This window comes from Exiguobacterium sp. s157 (assembly GCF_018618205.1).
GTDB lineage: Bacteria > Bacillota > Bacilli > Exiguobacteriales > Exiguobacteriaceae > Exiguobacterium > Exiguobacterium chiriqhucha.
In genome coordinates, this window is the sequence record NZ_JACSLQ010000002.1 from 314,638 (window position 1) to 329,425 (window position 14,788).

16 protein-coding genes are annotated in these 14,788 nt (G+C 54.2%); 5 read left to right on the top strand and 11 right to left on the bottom strand.

Going from position 1 to position 14,788, the window contains the following annotated elements; genetic code table 11:
- Window positions 1-24: 24 nt before the first annotated feature.
- Complete coding sequence (locus KNP67_RS05460; RefSeq protein WP_131471400.1) at window positions 25-981, top strand: F510_1955 family glycosylhydrolase; 957 nt, start codon at window positions 25-27, stop codon at window positions 979-981.
- Window positions 982-1,018: 37 nt separating this feature from the next.
- On the opposite strand, the gene KNP67_RS05465 is transcribed toward KNP67_RS05460, so the two are convergent.
- From KNP67_RS05465 to KNP67_RS05475, 3 genes are all read right to left on the bottom strand, one after another.
- Entirely contained in the window at window positions 1,019-2,413 is a 1,395-nt protein-coding gene (locus tag KNP67_RS05465) for a sensor histidine kinase (RefSeq protein ID WP_214756126.1), read from the bottom strand.
- Complete coding sequence (locus KNP67_RS05470) at window positions 2,410-3,087, bottom strand: response regulator transcription factor (protein WP_029594726.1); 678 nt, start codon at window positions 3,085-3,087, stop codon at window positions 2,410-2,412. Before KNP67_RS05470 ends, KNP67_RS05465 begins: the two co-directional genes overlap by 4 nt.
- Window positions 3,088-3,163: 76 nt before the next feature.
- Window positions 3,164-4,618, bottom strand: coding sequence for a UDP-N-acetylmuramoyl-L-alanyl-D-glutamate--2,6-diaminopimelate ligase (locus tag KNP67_RS05475; protein WP_131471396.1), 1,455 nt, complete (start codon window positions 4,616-4,618; stop codon window positions 3,164-3,166).
- A gap of 172 nt (window positions 4,619-4,790) precedes the next feature.
- On the opposite strand from KNP67_RS05475, the gene KNP67_RS05480 reads away from it, so the two are divergent.
- Window positions 4,791-5,288, top strand: a complete 498-nt coding sequence (locus tag KNP67_RS05480; RefSeq protein WP_128123443.1) for a DUF305 domain-containing protein — start codon at window positions 4,791-4,793, stop codon at window positions 5,286-5,288.
- Between the two features lie 14 nt (window positions 5,289-5,302).
- Here the strand turns inward: KNP67_RS05480 and KNP67_RS05485 are convergent, their stop codons facing one another.
- The 5 genes from KNP67_RS05485 to KNP67_RS05505 all read right to left on the bottom strand — a co-directional run bounded on the left by KNP67_RS05485 (window position 5,303) and on the right by KNP67_RS05505 (window position 8,833).
- Window positions 5,303-5,506 carry a hypothetical protein gene (locus KNP67_RS05485; protein WP_131471395.1) on the bottom strand — a complete coding sequence of 68 codons (204 nt, stop codon included), beginning with the start codon at window positions 5,504-5,506 and terminating at the stop codon, window positions 5,303-5,305.
- 325 nt (window positions 5,507-5,831) lie between these two features.
- Window positions 5,832-6,749 (bottom strand): TerC family protein, encoded by a 918-nt coding sequence (locus KNP67_RS05490; protein WP_214756131.1) that lies wholly within the window; start codon window positions 6,747-6,749, stop codon window positions 5,832-5,834.
- A gap of 130 nt (window positions 6,750-6,879) precedes the next feature.
- On the bottom strand, window positions 6,880-7,503 hold the full coding sequence (locus tag KNP67_RS05495) for a DedA family protein (protein WP_214756134.1): 624 nt from the start codon (window positions 7,501-7,503) through the stop codon (window positions 6,880-6,882).
- A gap of 90 nt (window positions 7,504-7,593) precedes the next feature.
- Window positions 7,594-8,574: an aldo/keto reductase gene (locus KNP67_RS05500; protein WP_214756138.1), complete on the bottom strand. Its 981-nt coding sequence runs from the start codon at window positions 8,572-8,574 to the stop codon at window positions 7,594-7,596.
- A gap of 13 nt (window positions 8,575-8,587) precedes the next feature.
- Window positions 8,588-8,833: a hypothetical protein gene (locus KNP67_RS05505; protein ID WP_021066188.1), complete on the bottom strand. Its 246-nt coding sequence runs from the start codon at window positions 8,831-8,833 to the stop codon at window positions 8,588-8,590.
- A 156-nt stretch (window positions 8,834-8,989) separates the two neighbouring features.
- Here KNP67_RS05505 and KNP67_RS05510 point away from each other — a divergent pair, with 156 nt between their 5' ends.
- Together KNP67_RS05510 and KNP67_RS05515 are read left to right on the top strand one after the other, a co-directional pair.
- Window positions 8,990-9,871 carry an AraC family transcriptional regulator gene (locus KNP67_RS05510; RefSeq protein ID WP_021066189.1) on the top strand — a complete coding sequence of 294 codons (882 nt, stop codon included), beginning with the start codon at window positions 8,990-8,992 and terminating at the stop codon, window positions 9,869-9,871.
- A gap of 145 nt (window positions 9,872-10,016) precedes the next feature.
- Window positions 10,017-10,853, top strand: coding sequence for a Cof-type HAD-IIB family hydrolase (locus KNP67_RS05515; protein WP_214756140.1), 837 nt, complete (start codon window positions 10,017-10,019; stop codon window positions 10,851-10,853).
- 22 nt (window positions 10,854-10,875) lie between these two features.
- Here the strand turns inward: KNP67_RS05515 and KNP67_RS05520 are convergent, their stop codons facing one another.
- The gene (locus KNP67_RS05520) at window positions 10,876-11,310 is read right to left on the bottom strand and encodes an Rrf2 family transcriptional regulator (protein WP_214756142.1); all 435 of its coding nucleotides are present in this window, start codon (window positions 11,308-11,310) and stop codon (window positions 10,876-10,878) included.
- A gap of 147 nt (window positions 11,311-11,457) precedes the next feature.
- Here KNP67_RS05520 and KNP67_RS05525 point away from each other — a divergent pair, with 147 nt between their 5' ends.
- Window positions 11,458-12,318: an SDR family oxidoreductase gene (locus tag KNP67_RS05525; protein WP_214756144.1), complete on the top strand. Its 861-nt coding sequence runs from the start codon at window positions 11,458-11,460 to the stop codon at window positions 12,316-12,318.
- Window positions 12,319-12,353: 35 nt separating this feature from the next.
- Here the strand turns inward: KNP67_RS05525 and KNP67_RS05530 are convergent, their stop codons facing one another.
- Together KNP67_RS05530 and KNP67_RS05535 are read right to left on the bottom strand one after the other, a co-directional pair.
- A complete protein-coding gene (locus KNP67_RS05530; protein WP_214756146.1) occupies window positions 12,354-13,880 on the bottom strand; it encodes a methyl-accepting chemotaxis protein in 1,527 nt (508 codons plus the stop codon).
- A 113-nt stretch (window positions 13,881-13,993) separates the two neighbouring features.
- Entirely contained in the window at window positions 13,994-14,641 is a 648-nt protein-coding gene (locus KNP67_RS05535; RefSeq protein ID WP_021066195.1) for a TVP38/TMEM64 family protein, read from the bottom strand.
- Window positions 14,642-14,788 lie beyond the last annotated feature (147 nt).

A 14,788-nucleotide genomic window follows, 5' to 3' on the forward strand; every position in this document is an offset into this window, starting at 1 on the left:
ATGCTAAAGATGGAGGGAACTATTATGAAACGAAAGCTACTCGTACCGATGTTTTTGACGACTGTATTTCTTGCCTCGTGTGGGGGTGCGACACCAGCGAGCGAGTCGAAGGAACCGGTCACGGAAGAAAAAGAGACGTCGACGGAACAGGTGCCGGACCGCTGGACAGCGACAAAAACAGGCACCGCGGTCTCCCATATTCACGGTGCCGGCTTTTGGCCAGACGGGCGTCCGGTCATCGCGACGCATACGGGACTGATGGAATTCAGAGAAGACGGCTGGTACGAATTGTCGTCGAACCGTCACGACTATATGGGCTTCGAGCTCGTCAAAGACGGATTCTATGCGAGTGGTCACCCGGCACAGGATTCGCCGTATAAAAATCCCCTCGGTGTCGTCCGTGGGACCGATAAAGGGGAGACGCTCGAGATTCGCTCGTTAGAAGGTGAGGCCGATTTTCACTATATGAGTGCGGGTTTCGAATCCGAGAGCCTCTACGTGTATTTGGAAACGGCGACCAGTGAACTCGAACCAGGTTTTTATCGGTCGCTCGACGGCGGTACGTCGTTTGAGCCGATGGAGATGGATGGCATCGAAGGTCGAGGCATCGCCGGTATCACGGCCGATGCAAGTGAACCGAAACGCGTCTTCGTCTATGGTCCGGACGGCATCCTCGTCTCAGACGACGGGGGAGACACGTTCGAGCCGTTCCTGGAACAGAAGAATATCGTCACGATGGCATCGACGAAAGGGAAATTGGCGTCAATCACGAAAGACGGTGCCTCGTTCGATCTTGTGGTCTCGGATTTGACCGACGAGACGGAGACGACCGTGGAGCTGCCCTCGCTGAACGCGGACAGCGTCCCGATCGAACTGGTCAGCCAAAACGGGCGATTTTTGCTAGCGACATCGGATAACAGTGTGTACGTCTTTGAAGACGAGGAATGGACGCAACTGTTGCAAGCAGGAAAAGTGAAATGAAAAAAATCCGGCGCCTGAGCTCAGGTGCCGGATTTTTTTAGTGGAGCGGAAGCGTGATGGTGAACATCGTCCCAGATGAATCAGAGGCGACGGTCAACGTACCATCATGCAACCGGATGATTTGATGGGCGATGGCAAGCCCGAGTCCACTGCCACCCGTACGACGGGAGCGTGATTTTTCGACCCGGTACAGACGATCGAAGATGTAAGGCAGATCTTCTTGAGGGATACCTTTCCCGTCGTCTTGAATCGTGAAGTGGAGAGCTTCATCCGTAAGTTGCATATCGAATTGGACGTGGCGTGCCTCGCTATGTTGAATCGCGTTGTGGGCGATGGAGCGGAACACTTGTAAGATGCGATGTCGATCTAACTGTAAGACGACGTCCTTGGAGGAGCAATCGGTGCTACTAGCAAACGCGATCGGTGTCACTCGGAACATCGTGGTGAGCACGCGTTGCAAATCGTCGCAGAGCGCATCGACGGCCACGGGTTCGCGATGCAACGTGAACGTGTTCTCGTCCAACTGGGCGAGCTGGAACGCGTTCTCGACGAGCTCGGTCAACGCTTGGCTCTCTTCGAGAATCGTCTGAATCGACTGTTCTTTTAACGACTCTGGCGTCTGCGGTTTGGATGCGATTTCGGCATATCCTTGCAGATACGTGAGCGGCGTTTTAATCTCGTGGGCGAGGTCCGACAAGAACTGATTTCGTTCTTTCCGGAGACGATCCAGTTCAAGCGACATCGCTTCAATTGAACGGGCCAACTCTCCGATCTCATCTTCTCGGGACGTCGGCAGGGTCAACGTTTCGGGATTCGTCAAGACATCCTCGGTCGCTCGGCGCAACAGCTGAATCGGGTTTGAAATCAACCGGCTCAGCAAGACGAACGTCATGATGGTGATGACGAGGGCGATGCCGGTGATATAAAGAAACCGGAGTTGGAGCCGATGGCTGATGCCATGAATAATCTCGGTCGGTAGAAACATATACACATACCCGTAACGGGTGTCATTTTCCATTGCATCAATCGGGGTCCGTACTGCGAGATACGGCTCGTTCTCCCAATCGTCTTCGAGGACGGTCGTCATATTGGCATCCCCTCGCTCTGCTTCAGCTTGGACGAGCATCGAGAGTGGGTCAGGGAAGCGGTTGGATGTCTGTAGAATTGAGTGGTCGGGTGCGGTGATGGCGACTTTCGTGTCGGTCTCGCTCTCCATCGTCGCGACGTGGTCGATCGTCTCCTCGTCAAAACTCATCGCCAGCACGCTCGCATGGCTTTCCGCTCTCGATTCGAGCCGGTCGATCTCTTCGACGACACGTTCACCCAGGAGCGTATGGTAGAGCAATAAGAACAAGACACCTTCAATCAATAACGTCGTCAATAAAAAAATCAGACTGATTCGGAACGGGAGGCTGTTGCGTCGGAATGTCATGAGTCCGACCGCTCCTCGGTCCAGCGATAGCCGCGGCCCCACACCGTCTTCAAATAATCGTCAATCGGGAAGCCGGCCTCGCCGAGTTTGTCGCGAATCATGCGGATATGGGCATCGACCGTGCGCGGGTCCGACTCGGACGAGTAGGGCCACACCAAGTCGTATAAATCCATCCGGTTATATAGCCGGTTCGGATGTTGCAAGAACAGTTTCAAAATGGCCGTTGCTTTCGGCGTCATGACGACTTCTTGTTCTTGATAGAGAATCCGTCCGCTCGCTTCTTCATAGCGCAGCTGTCCGTAGTTCACATTGGTGACACGGCTCCGTCGCAACACCGCACGAATCCGGGCCAGGAGCACATTTCCTTCGAACGGCTTCGTGACATAATCGTCGGCACCTGCGTCCAACCCGCGGATCGTTGTCTCACTGTCCGAGCGGGCCGTCAACAAGACGACGGGCAGTTCGGCATCGAGCGCCTTGATTTGGCGGCACAACGTGATCCCATCGACGCCGGGCATCATGATGTCGAGCATCACTAAGTCCGGACGTTCGGAAATCCGTTCCATCGCTTCTCGTCCGTCAGCGGCCTCGATACAGGTGTAGCCGTCGCCTTCTAAGAATAGGCGGAGCAATCGTCTCATTTTCATTTCGTCATCGACAATCAAAATTTTCATATATGGTCCTCCTATGATTCTGAGCCGTCTCGTCTACGTAACGGTTTCGAGAGAAGGGGAACGTTCTCCTTGTCCCTCAGGGCAGTTCGGGCGATTGCAGAAACAGTCGGACGAGTGCGGGTTCGTCGAACGGTACGGCCTCGTCTCCGATGCGCTCGACGCGGTCATGCCCTTTCCCGAATAAGACACCACAGTCGTAGCCGTCCATCCGTTCGCAGAAGAACCGGATGGCTGCTTCGCGTTCGTCGAAACGTGCAAGCTCGGCAGATTGTCCCGTCGCCAAATCGTCAAGGATTTGTTGCGGATCTTCGTGACGTGGGTCATGGACCGTCAAAATCATATCCGCGCCTGAAGCAACGACGACCTCTGTCATGATGTTTCGCTTCATTCGGTCACGTTCGCCGGCAGCACTGAGCAGCACGAGTACACGAGGATAGCGGGCCGTCAATGCCGTCACGACTTGTTTGATGGCGTCCGGCGTATGTCCATAGTCGATATAGACCGATTGTTCGATTCCGGTCACTCGTTCGAGGCGTCCGCTCGGCAACGTCAACTTCTTAACATGAGGAAGGACCTCTGCCAACGGAACCCCGGTTTGCAGGACGATGCTGATGGCGCACAACGTGTTATCGAGGTTATAGTCCTCATAGAATGGGAGGGGAGATTGGACCGCTTCGTCACCCAATTCGAGCATGAACTGCTCGTCTTTTCGATGCCCGACCAAGTCCGCGGCAGTCGACTGACGGCTGAACAAAAACGAGTTGGCGGCGGACGGTGCCATCGACAGCATGAGCGTGTGATGCGGATCATCTTCATTGACGATCCCACATCCAGACTCCGTCAACTGTGCAAACAACTGGGCTTTCGTGTAGGCGTACGTCTCCATCGTCCCATGATAGTCCAAGTGATCGTGGGACAGGTTGAGGAATGAAGTCGTCTCGAATTCCAAGCCGGCAATCCGTGCCTCCGCGATGGCTTGGGATGAGACTTCCATCATACAATCGGTGACACCGGCCTCGACCATGGCATGAAGGTGGCGATTGATGGTCAACGGGTCAGGCGTCGTGTTCGGTGTCTGAAACGTCTTCCCGGCGTACGTGATGCCGAGTGTGCCGATGAGTCCGGCTGACATGCCGACGTGATCAAACAATTGATGGGCGAGCGCCGTCGTCGTCGTTTTTCCGTTCGTCCCGGTGACGCCATGCAGACGAAGTCGCGTCGAGGGATGGTCATAAAACGCACTGGCGAGTTCGGCGAGGGCATGTTTCGTATCTTTACAATAGATGACAGGTACCCGGGCCTCAATCGGACGTTCGGCGACGATGGCGACCGCCCCGTTATGAATCGCCTCGTTCACGTAGTCATGGCCATCATGGCGATAGCCTGAGATACAAACAAATAAAAAATTTTGTTTAATTTCTTTTGAGGAGAAGGAAATGCCCTCAATCATCGTTTCGGCAGGGTTGTCTAAATACGTCCATGTCACGAGCTGTTTCAGCTCTGTCAACAGGTCTTGCAAGGTTTTCAACACTTCGAATTTCTCCTTTGTCGGCAAAGTCCATTTTGACAGTATAGCCCTTGTTTGTGAAAAAGAAGTGAAATGAGAGGAGGTCTCGTGTCGTGCATGAGGTCTCGATGTTTTAACAAAAATGGATTAGGCAATCAATTGTGTAGACAGACCATCAGCAAAGGAGGAGTAGACGATGAAACCTTACGCAAAATTCGGAGTGATGATTCTCGTGTCGACATTCCTCATGTATTGGCTCATGTATTTGAACGTGTTCCAACTCGACCACGTCTTCTTCAGTCAGACACGTTTGTATATGGCGCTCATCATGGGCTCGGTCATGGCGTTCGTCATGTTGTTGTTCATGTGGGGCATGTACAAAAACAAGAAGTTGAACGCCGTCATCTTAGGTGTGAGCGCGCTCGTGTTCGGGCTCTCGCTATGGCTCGTCCGGAGCCAGACGACGGTCGATGACGTCAGTTGGATGAAGGCGATGATCCCGCACCATTCGATCGCTATCTTGACGAGCGAGCGGGCCGAGATTGAAGACCCACGCGTGAAGCAGCTGTCAGAAGATATCATCGAAGCACAACGACGTGAAATCGAAGAGATGAAGCGGTTGATTGAAGAGTTAGAAAAAGAAGAAGAGGAAGCAGCAAAAGAAGCTAAATCGACAACAACAGCGACCGAGTGATGCGGTCGCTGTTGTCATGTGTCCGGATGAAGTTGGGCCTCGATCAATGCGACGGCAATCGTAAGCGCCCGGATGCGCCGTTTGGCGAGTGTCAGTTGTGATTTGTAACGCTCGGGGTGATCTTTCGCCTCGAGCGTTTTCACGGTCTCGTGCAGTTTATGGAGAATCGAATCGATTTGACGTTTCGCTTCCGTCAGTTCTGTCGTTGAATAATCCATAGGTCCTCCTAGATGGGTTTTCTTCAGTATACATAATAAAAACCGAGGCGATTGCCCCGGTTTAGCGTATTTGCGGTATATATTTTCTAGTACGGCGGTTTGTCGAGCGCGGTGCGACGAGGAAGAAGATTCCTAACATCACACCGACCCCAAGTCCCCAAAGACTGTTGAACAAAAGCATCAACACGATCCCGAAGACGAGTCCAATACTCACATCACCCATACGGTCAAACATTTGTAACCACCTTTTCTGTGTTTGCTAGACTAAAGGTTTACCCACGATTGAGAAGTGAACCACCTGGGAGGCTAGCACGTCTCCCTTTGGTTATACGTTTTTGTCCTGTCCAGGTTTCGTTTTATAGAAACTGTAGACGACACTAATCAAGATGACAAGTACGATTGTGCCGAGCGACATCCAGATCGGCATTTTGTAAACATCACCGAAAATCATCTTCGTCCCGATGAAGACGAGCATGAAGCTGAGTCCGTGCTTCAAGTAGTAGAAGCGGTCAATCAAGTTGGCGAGGACGAAGTAGAGACTACGAAGTCCAAGAATCGCCATGATGTTCGCATAGAAGATGACGTACGGGTCACGCGAGTAGGCGAAACTGGCTGCGACCGAGTCGACGGCGAAGACGATATCCGAGATCTCGATAAAGATGAGCGCGATGAAGAGCGGCGTGAAGAAGAGTTTGCCGTTGATTCGCTTCGTGAACTTACCAGACGAGATGTCTTGCGTGATCGGTAAGCGTCGCTCGAGCCAGCGAATGGTTTTGTTCTCTTCGAGCGACTCGTCCTTGCCGATATTTTTGAACATCATCCAACCTGTGTAGACGAGGAAAGCGCCGAACACGTAGTAAATCCAACCGAAGTTTTCTAACAACGACACCCCGGCGACGATAAAGACGGCCCGGAAGAAAATCGCCCCGAGAATACCCCAGAACAACACCTTGTGCTGATACTTGAGCGGAATCGCGAAGTAGGCGAATACGAGCGAGAAGACGAACACGTTATCGATGGCGAGTGCCTTCTCGATGAAGTAGACGCTCGCATATTCCGTCGCGACCGTGCTGCCTTGCGAGTAGAACAACCAACCGCCGAACGCGATGGCGATTCCGATCCAGACGAACGTCCATGTCCATGCCTCGCGGAGCGAGACTTCGTGTGCCTTGCGGTGGAACACCCCGAGGTCAAGTGCGAGCATGAAGATGACGAGTGCCAAAAAGGCGATGAGTAATGTCAACAATAATTCCTCCTTTTTAAGTTCATGTGAACTCTATCTGTTTAATTTAAGGTCATAAGAATTTAAAGTCAAGAGGGTAAACTGCGATTCCACAAAAAAACACTCCGAATCGATTTCGGAGTGTGCAAACTTAACGCTGTTCAGAGCGACGTGACCAGATGACCCGGACGATGAAAGCGCCTAGTCCGAGAAGGATGACGGCGAGGACGCCATACATGACATGCGAATACGTCTCGATTTGGCCGAGCCACACTTGCCAATTCTCCCCGACGTACACGCCGACAAAGATGAGCACCGTGTTCCAAATGAGCGTCCCGAGTGTCGTCAGCATCAAAAATTTGACGAACGGCATGTTCGACATGCCGGCCGGAATCGAGATGAGGCTACGGACGACGGGGACGAATCGACCGAAAAAGACGAGTTTCGGTCCAAAGCGGTCGAACCAGCGATCGGCCATGCGGACGTCATCCACTTTCAAATAGAGACGTTTGCCGTAACGCGCGACCCATGACTCGAGACGCTCCTTGTCGAAAAATAATCCGACGCTATACAAAACGATGGCTCCGATGACCGCACCGACCGTCGCGGCGAGAATCATCCAGACGGGTGTAAGCGTGGTCGTTGTCGTGAAGAAGCCGCCGAATATTAAAATGAGCTCGGACGGGATAGGTGGGAAGACGTTCTCGATAAAGATGAGGAAGAGCACGCCCCAATAGCCGAACTGCTCAATCATTTGTTGAATCCATTGTTCCATGAATCGGTTCTCCTTGCGTATTGTGACATCTCTGTCTACTTTACCCGACGGCAAGGAGCACGCCCATACGACTTGAGGTTGAATTTTGACTCAAATCGCACCGACGACCGCGTGTGGGATGTACGGTTCTTCGAGCGAAGCCATCTCTTCTTGTGTCAACGTGACGGCCAACGCACCGACCGCCTCGTCCAAATGACGCTGCTTCGTGGCACCGACGATTGGCGAGGTGACCGTGTCTTGTTGCAAGAGCCAGGCGAGGGCGACTTGTGTCCGGGTAATTCCCCGCGTCTCAGCGATTGCGGCGACCCGCTCGATGATGAGCCGGTCGGCGTCCATCGTCGCGTCATACTTCGAACGTTGAATCACGTCCGTCTCAGAGCGGTGGGTCACGGTCGACACGTCGCGTGTCAGGCGCCCCGAGGCGAGCGGACTGTACGGTGTGACCCCAATTTTCTCTTCCCGGCAGAGCGGCAGCATTTCACGCTCTTCTTCCCGATAAATCAAGTTCAAATGGTTTTGCATCGACACGAACCGGGTCCAGTTGTTTCGTTCCGCCACGTGGAGCGCTTTTTGGAACTGCCAGGCGTACATTGCCGATGCACCGATATAGCGGGCCTTCCCGGATTTGACGACGTCATGGAGCGCCTCCATCGTCTCTTCGATCGGTGTGTCATAGTCCCAGCGGTGGATGATATACAGGTCGACGTAATCGGTGCCGAGCCGTTTCAAACTATGATCGATTTCCGAAAGAATCGCCTTCCGCGACAAACCGCCGCCGTTCGGACCGTCATGCATCCGACCGTGAACTTTTGTCGCGAGAACGATCTCGTCTCGGTTCGCATAATCCCGAAGCGCACGTCCGACGTATTCCTCGCTCGTGCCTTTCGAGTAGATGTTTGCCGTGTCAAAGAAGTTGATACCGAGGTCGAGTGCTTGTTTGATGATCGGACGGGTCGCCGCCTCATCGAGTACCCAGTCATGAATCCATCGGTTCGCGTCGCCAAAGCCCATACAGCCGAGACAGAGCCTTGAGACATCGAGTCCCGTATTGCCAAGTTTTACGTATTCCATGAAAATGCCTCCTTCAAAGTTGATACGTGGAGAGGAACCGTTCGAACTCATCCACGGTGCTGTCGTCGTTGACGGTCAATCGTAATTCGGTATGGGTGCCGATCGGAAGCGCTAGCGCCTCGACAAGTGCCTCTGGCGTCGGTTCGAGTCGGAATGAATCGAGCCGAATCACCACGTTATGGGCAAGTGCGAAATGCGCACAACGGGTGAGCAATGTCGCGAAGCCACGTTCGACCGTCACGTGATACGTCTTTTCCATGTCGATTCCCCTCCTTTGCCACCAGTATGACGCGAGATGTGGGGCGGGCGTTAGCGCGTTCATGTCGTGTTTTTGCCTAATCCTCTCAACAGGTTGGACAGGGCTCGTCCAAGAAAACGATCTGCCGTATACTGAAGGGGAGAAAACCGAGGGAGGGTGAACGACATCGAGACACGACTGCAACTGATTGACGTCATCACACGGCACATACCGGGGGACGGGGTGCATCCGACGATCGTCCCGGCGATGACGTTCATTCATGAATCAATGGTGACCGAACCGATCACACGCGTCAATGAACCGTCATTTTGCCTAATCCTGCAGGGGGGGAAAGAGATGTTGTTCGGTGACGAACGGCTCGTCTACGAGGGCGGACATTACCTCGTTGCCTCGGTCGACTTGCCTGTGACGGGACAAGTGACGAAAGCGAGCGCAGACGTCCCATACGTGGCGCTGAAACTCGAGTTGACGATTGACGACTTGATCGATGCCGTCGGGCACGTCGAGCTGACCGAGCCGCGTGAACCGAAGCGGGGCATGTATATCGCCGATGCCGACGAGGCGTTGTTCGATGTCGCGCTCCGTCTCGCTCGTCTCGTCGACACACCGGATCATGTGGCACTCGCGCCGCTCTATAAGCGCGAACTCCTGTATTGGGTGGCGCAAGGGTCGAACGGGGAGATGCTGCGGCAGTTGGCGTTCGAGGGGAGTCAGGCGTTCCGGATCAAACGCGTCATCGACCACATCATCGCGAACTTCAACGAGACGATTCGAAGTGAGGAATTGGCCCGCGTCGCCAACATGAGCGTCTCGACGCTCCACCGTCATTTCAAGGAAGTGACGGCGATGAGCCCGCTCCAATTCCAAAAGCAGTTACGGCTCCAAGAGGCGAGACGGCTGTTGCTCATGCAGGCGACGGACGTGGGCGAGGCGGCGTTCCAAGTCGGCTACGAGAGTCAATCGCAGTTCAGCCGCGAGTATGCCCGGTTGTTCGGGCTGTCGCCACGGGCCGACGTGCGGCAACAACGACAGCTTTGACAAAGAAAATTCGCGAGCGGTATGCTTGAGGGGAAAACGACATACATCAGGATTGTTACTGGATTGCCAGGCAAAACCTAAACTGGGCGCACATGTTGCGTCTGGTTTAGGTTTTTCTTGTATTCAGGACAAAAAGGAGGACATTATGCGACACATCATCTTTCTAGACGTCGACGGCACGCTCGTCGATGACCACGGCAATATCCCGGAATCGGCCAAAGAGGCCGTCCGCCAGGCGCGACAGAACGGGCATCTCGTCTTCTTGTCGACGGGGCGCTCGAAGGCGGAACTGTTCCCGGACATTCTCGACGTCGGCTTTGACGGCATCATCGGGGCGGCCGGGGGCTACATCGAGCTCGAGGAGGAAGTACTGTACCACCAACAAGTCTCCGTCGATGATTTGAGCCACCTGATCTCATTTTTCACCGAACACGGCATCGACTTCTATCTCGAGTCGAACGACGGTCTGTTCGCCGGCGGCAAAGCCAAGGCGCGCGTGGCGACGATGATTGACGAGTTGATGGCGAACAATCCGGAGGCGAGCGCGACAATCGAGCGCGGCTTGAAGCCGTTCCATGACGCGATGATGGAAGGCGTCGACCTCGTCCGTCCCGACGTGAACAAAATCTCGTTCCTCGGCTCATCCGTGCCGCTCGACGTCATCCAACAAGAGTTCGCATCCCGTTTCACCGTCATCCCGAGCACGGTCGCCGTATTCGGGGCCAACAGCGGGGAGCTGTCCATCCCGGGCGTAAACAAAGCGACGGCGATTGCGACGCTGCTCGAACATCTAGGTCTCGAGCGAGCGCAGACGTTCGCCTACGGGGACGGGTTGAATGACATCGAGATGCTTGAATACGTCAAGGTCGGTGTCGCCATGGGAAACGCCAAACCCGAGGTCAAACGCGTCGCAGACGACGTGACGGATGCGTGTGATCAGGACGGGCTTTCTAACAGCTTCAAAAAGTATCGACTCATCTGAAAAAAAGCCAAGCAACCTCTCTTCAGGTTGCTTGGCTTTTCGTGACGACGTCGTTCACGACATCGGCGAGGGTCACGTGCTTCAATACCGACTCCATCGCCGATTGGGCATGGATGAAAATCGGTTCGATTGTGGCTTGGATATGTTGGCCGACGGGGCACGCCGGGTTCGGGTTGTCATGGATGCTGAACAGCTCGTTCTCCTCGACGACACTGACGGCGCGATAGACGTCATAGAGCGAAATCTCGGTCAAGTCTTTCGTCAGTTTGGCTCCGGCGACGCCAGGCTTCACTTCGATTAAGTCGGCCTTCTTCAACATGGCCATGATTTTTCGGATCAAGGCCGGGTTCGTGTTGACACTGCCGGCCAAAAAGTCAGACGAGGTGACGCCGTCCTTGTTGACCTCGATCAACGTCAAGATGTGAATGCCGACCGCGAAACGGCTACTGATGGACATAGGCTACCACCTTTCTGCACAGTCGTGTAAGCGAATTGGTTACATCTTTAGTATAACAGGGAACAAACAATTGACAAACGAAGATGCTGTAACTATGATGATTACATGTAACTGATTTAATTACAGGTTAAAAGGAGGAAATGATTTATGAAATACTTAGTCACATGTGCAACCGGGAAACTCGGTTCGAAAATTGTCGATGTGTTACTCAAGTCGGTACCCGCAAGTGAACTCGCGGTCAGCGTCCGCAATCCGGAGAAAGCGGAAGCACTGAAAGCGAAAGGTGTCGATGTGCGACATGGGGACTTCGACAAGCCCGAGACGCTCGATGAAGCGTTCAAAGGTGTCGAACGACTGCTCATCATCTCGGCGGACGGGGACAACGACACGCGCATCCGTCAACATGCGAACGCTGTCGAAGCAGCCGAGCGCGCAGGCGTATCGTTCATCGCCTATACGAGTCTCGCCGACGCGACAGAGAGCCAAAACTTGATGGCACCGCCACATGTCGAGACGGAAGGAGCAATCGAGCGGACGGGGATCCCTCACGCGTTCTTGCGCAACAACTGGTACTTAGAAAACGAACTTGGTAGCATTCAAGGTGTGCTTGCTGGCGCACCTTGGGTGACGGCAGCCCGTGACGGCAAAGTCGGTTGGGCGCTACAAGAAGATTACGCTGAAGCGATCGCGAACGTTTTGATGGCAGACGATTTCGAACAAGACATCTTTGAATTGTCAGGTCCGCTCCATACGCAAGCCGAACTCGTCGAGGCGCTCAGTGAAGTGCTCGGGCGTGAAGTGGCCCTCCAAGAAGTGAGTAACGACGCTTACGCTGGCGTCATGCGCGGCGCCGGGGTGCCGGAAGGAGCGATTCCGATCGTCGTCGGCATTCAAGACAGCATCCGCAACGGCTCGCTCGAGGTCGAGTCGAACGATTTCGAGTTGGTGCTCGGTCGTCCGGTGACGCCGCTCAAAGAGGCGCTTCAAAAATTGATTGCCACATTATAAAAACAGACCGCGAATCCACATTCGCGGTCTGTTTTTTAGTTCGCTCGGGCTTCGAGCTGACCGGTCACGTCTTCTAACGTGCTCGCGGTCGAGGCGAGGCGGTCCGACATGTGGCTCAACTCTTTTTGGATGGCGACTTGTTCCTCGGTCGCGGCGGCGACGTGCTGAATTTGTTGCTGCAGTTCGCTCGCCGCTCGTTTCGTCGTCGCAAGGCGCGCCTCGAGCGTCTCCATCTGAGACGTCACGCGTTGACGTGTCTCTTGAATCGAACTGATTTGACCGTCGATTTCAGAGACGTCTTCGGTCAAACGATGGAACACGGCCGTCACATCGGCCGAGACGGTTTGACAGTTCTCGGTCGCGCGTTTGAATAACTGTGCCGAATCGCGGACGACGATCGTATCGTCCATCAGTCCACCGAGAACGCGGGTCATCTCGGCTGCATAATCTCGGGACTGGACGGCGAGCTTGCCGACCTCAGAAGCGACGACGGCGAAACCACGACCGGCGTCACCCGCCCGTGCGGCTTCAATCGAGGCGTTCAAAGCCAGCATGTTCGTCTGGTCGCTGATTGTCTCGACGTGCTGCAGGATGGCTTGAATTTCGGTCGATCGGTTCGACATCGTCGTGACAACGCGTTCGAGTCGTTCCGATTCGCTAATGATTTCTTCGACTTTCGCCTCCATCCGTCTCATGTCGCCGTCCCCGGCGATGGCGTCGGCCGCAATCCGTGACGAAGCGGCAGCTGTTTGGGCCATCCGTTCTTGGATGAGCGCCGTGAGGGAGCGAATCGATTGAATTTCCTCGGCCCCGTGGTTCATCGACGTCTCTTGCTCGGTCGCGTGGGCGACGATCGGATCGACGGTGACGGCGATTTGTTCCCCGGACTGGAGCGACTGGTTGGCTGCCGTCTCGAGTTCGGTCGCATGTGTCTTCAATGTCATGACGAGTTGACTGGCGTCGGTGACGGCTTGCTGTAACAGACGGTGCGTCTCATCTTCCTGTACTTTGACACGCGACGACTCGAGGTTACGGAAGTGAATCTGCGCGATAAGCACGGCGCTCAGTAGGATGAGATAGATCGCATGGACGAGCAACAGGCTGAACGGATAATCGGCCGTCCCGCAAATGATTTCAGGAACCAAGAAATATCCAGCGAGATGTTGCACGGCGAAGATGACCGTACTGTAGACGATCAAATCGATGCGGCGCATGAACGACAAAATCGCCAAGACGACGAAAATCGAGAAATGATATTCGACGAGCCCTTGCCCACCGGCGACGGTCGAGATGCTCGCGAACGTGAGCGTCAGCATCATCAAGTACGGGAAAAGATGTGGTTTTACGCGCTGGCTGACGACCATGGCGATCAATAGTACGATTGGGACTGCAAACAGGACCCATGTCGCGATGGGATATGCGTAGCCGACGGCACCGTTTCGGAGCACGGTGTACGTATAGGCAAAATCCGTGAAGCGGTGGAGCAGATGGACGATAACAGACGTCAAGACGATGACGAACGTGGTGACGAGCATCAATTGATTGCGTTTCGTAGAACTCATATAGATTCCTCCTGGTGATGGGTCAATATAGCTACTAGAGTATCGTCCGATTGGCACGAATGTTTATCGTTTTTACACGCCGAAGCAAAAAAAAGAGAAGCGGATGCGCTTCTCTAGTCTGACGTGAGTCCGAGCCACCGTTTGACGGGTTCCCGGAAATAGTAAGTGACACCAATCAGCGTGACGAAGACGAGGGCGGCGATGACGACCAAAGTGATGCTTCCCGAGGCGAGACTCGCCCCGAGAAAACTGTAGGCGAGCGTCCCTGGAATCATTCCGAGGACGGTCGCGAGGATAAACGACCGGAACCGGACCTTAGCAATCCCGCCCGCGTAACTGAGCAAATCGAAGCTGACGAGCGGGATGAGCCGCAAGACGAACACGTATAGGAAGCCACGTTGCTCCATCTGCGTGAACAGCTTCTCCGACCATGGATAGCTCTCGACCTTGAGCACGGACCTGCCGAACAGTCGGGCCATGACGTAACCGGTCACGGCCGCCGCCGTCGCCCCGAACAGGATGTAGAGGACACCCGGCCACACCCCGAAAGCGAGACCGGCCCCGAGTGACAGTACCGAAGTCGGCAAGAAGATGATTGGGCCAATCGCATAGATAAGGAAAAAGACGACAGGACCCCACCAGCCGAACGACAGGACGATGTCACGGATATCGGATGGACGGAGTTCATAGTGGAAATGAGTGATGTAGAAGATACTCCCGAACACAATGAGCATGAGACTAAGTTTGAGCCAGCGGGGCACAGATTACGCCTCCTTTCCATCAGTTCTTTTGTTTATCGTATCGCATTCCGTCTCCAAATGAAGGTGAGCCAGCTTACAAATGCGTCGGCAATGTGCGATTGTGCTCAATAGGGTGGCTAAAAATGGAAACATAGGTCAACGCATGTG

Bases quoted from the DNA above. Each gene is read 5' to 3' on its own strand.
- KNP67_RS05525 (WP_214756144.1), top strand. From the start codon at position 11,458: ATGAAATACTTAGTCACATGTGCAACCGGGAAACTCGGTTCGAAAATT.
- KNP67_RS05495 (WP_214756134.1), bottom strand. From the start codon at position 7,503: ATGGAACAATGGATTCAACAAATGATTGAGCAGTTCGGCTATTGGGGC.
- KNP67_RS05500 (WP_214756138.1), bottom strand. From the start codon at position 8,574: ATGGAATACGTAAAACTTGGCAATACGGGACTCGATGTCTCAAGGCTC.
- KNP67_RS05465 (WP_214756126.1), bottom strand. From the start codon at position 2,413: ATGACATTCCGACGCAACAGCCTCCCGTTCCGAATCAGTCTGATTTTT.
- KNP67_RS05485 (WP_131471395.1), bottom strand. From the start codon at position 5,506: ATGGATTATTCAACGACAGAACTGACGGAAGCGAAACGTCAAATCGAT.
- KNP67_RS05505 (WP_021066188.1), bottom strand. From the start codon at position 8,833: ATGGAAAAGACGTATCACGTGACGGTCGAACGTGGCTTCGCGACATTG.
- KNP67_RS05480 (WP_128123443.1), top strand. From the start codon at position 4,791: ATGAAACCTTACGCAAAATTCGGAGTGATGATTCTCGTGTCGACATTC.
- KNP67_RS05460 (WP_131471400.1), top strand. From the start codon at position 25: ATGAAACGAAAGCTACTCGTACCGATGTTTTTGACGACTGTATTTCTT.
- KNP67_RS05515 (WP_214756140.1), top strand. From the start codon at position 10,017: ATGCGACACATCATCTTTCTAGACGTCGACGGCACGCTCGTCGATGAC.
- KNP67_RS05520 (WP_214756142.1), bottom strand. From the start codon at position 11,310: ATGTCCATCAGTAGCCGTTTCGCGGTCGGCATTCACATCTTGACGTTG.
- KNP67_RS05530 (WP_214756146.1), bottom strand. From the start codon at position 13,880: ATGAGTTCTACGAAACGCAATCAATTGATGCTCGTCACCACGTTCGTC.
- KNP67_RS05470 (WP_029594726.1), bottom strand. From the start codon at position 3,087: ATGAAAATTTTGATTGTCGATGACGAAATGAAAATGAGACGATTGCTC.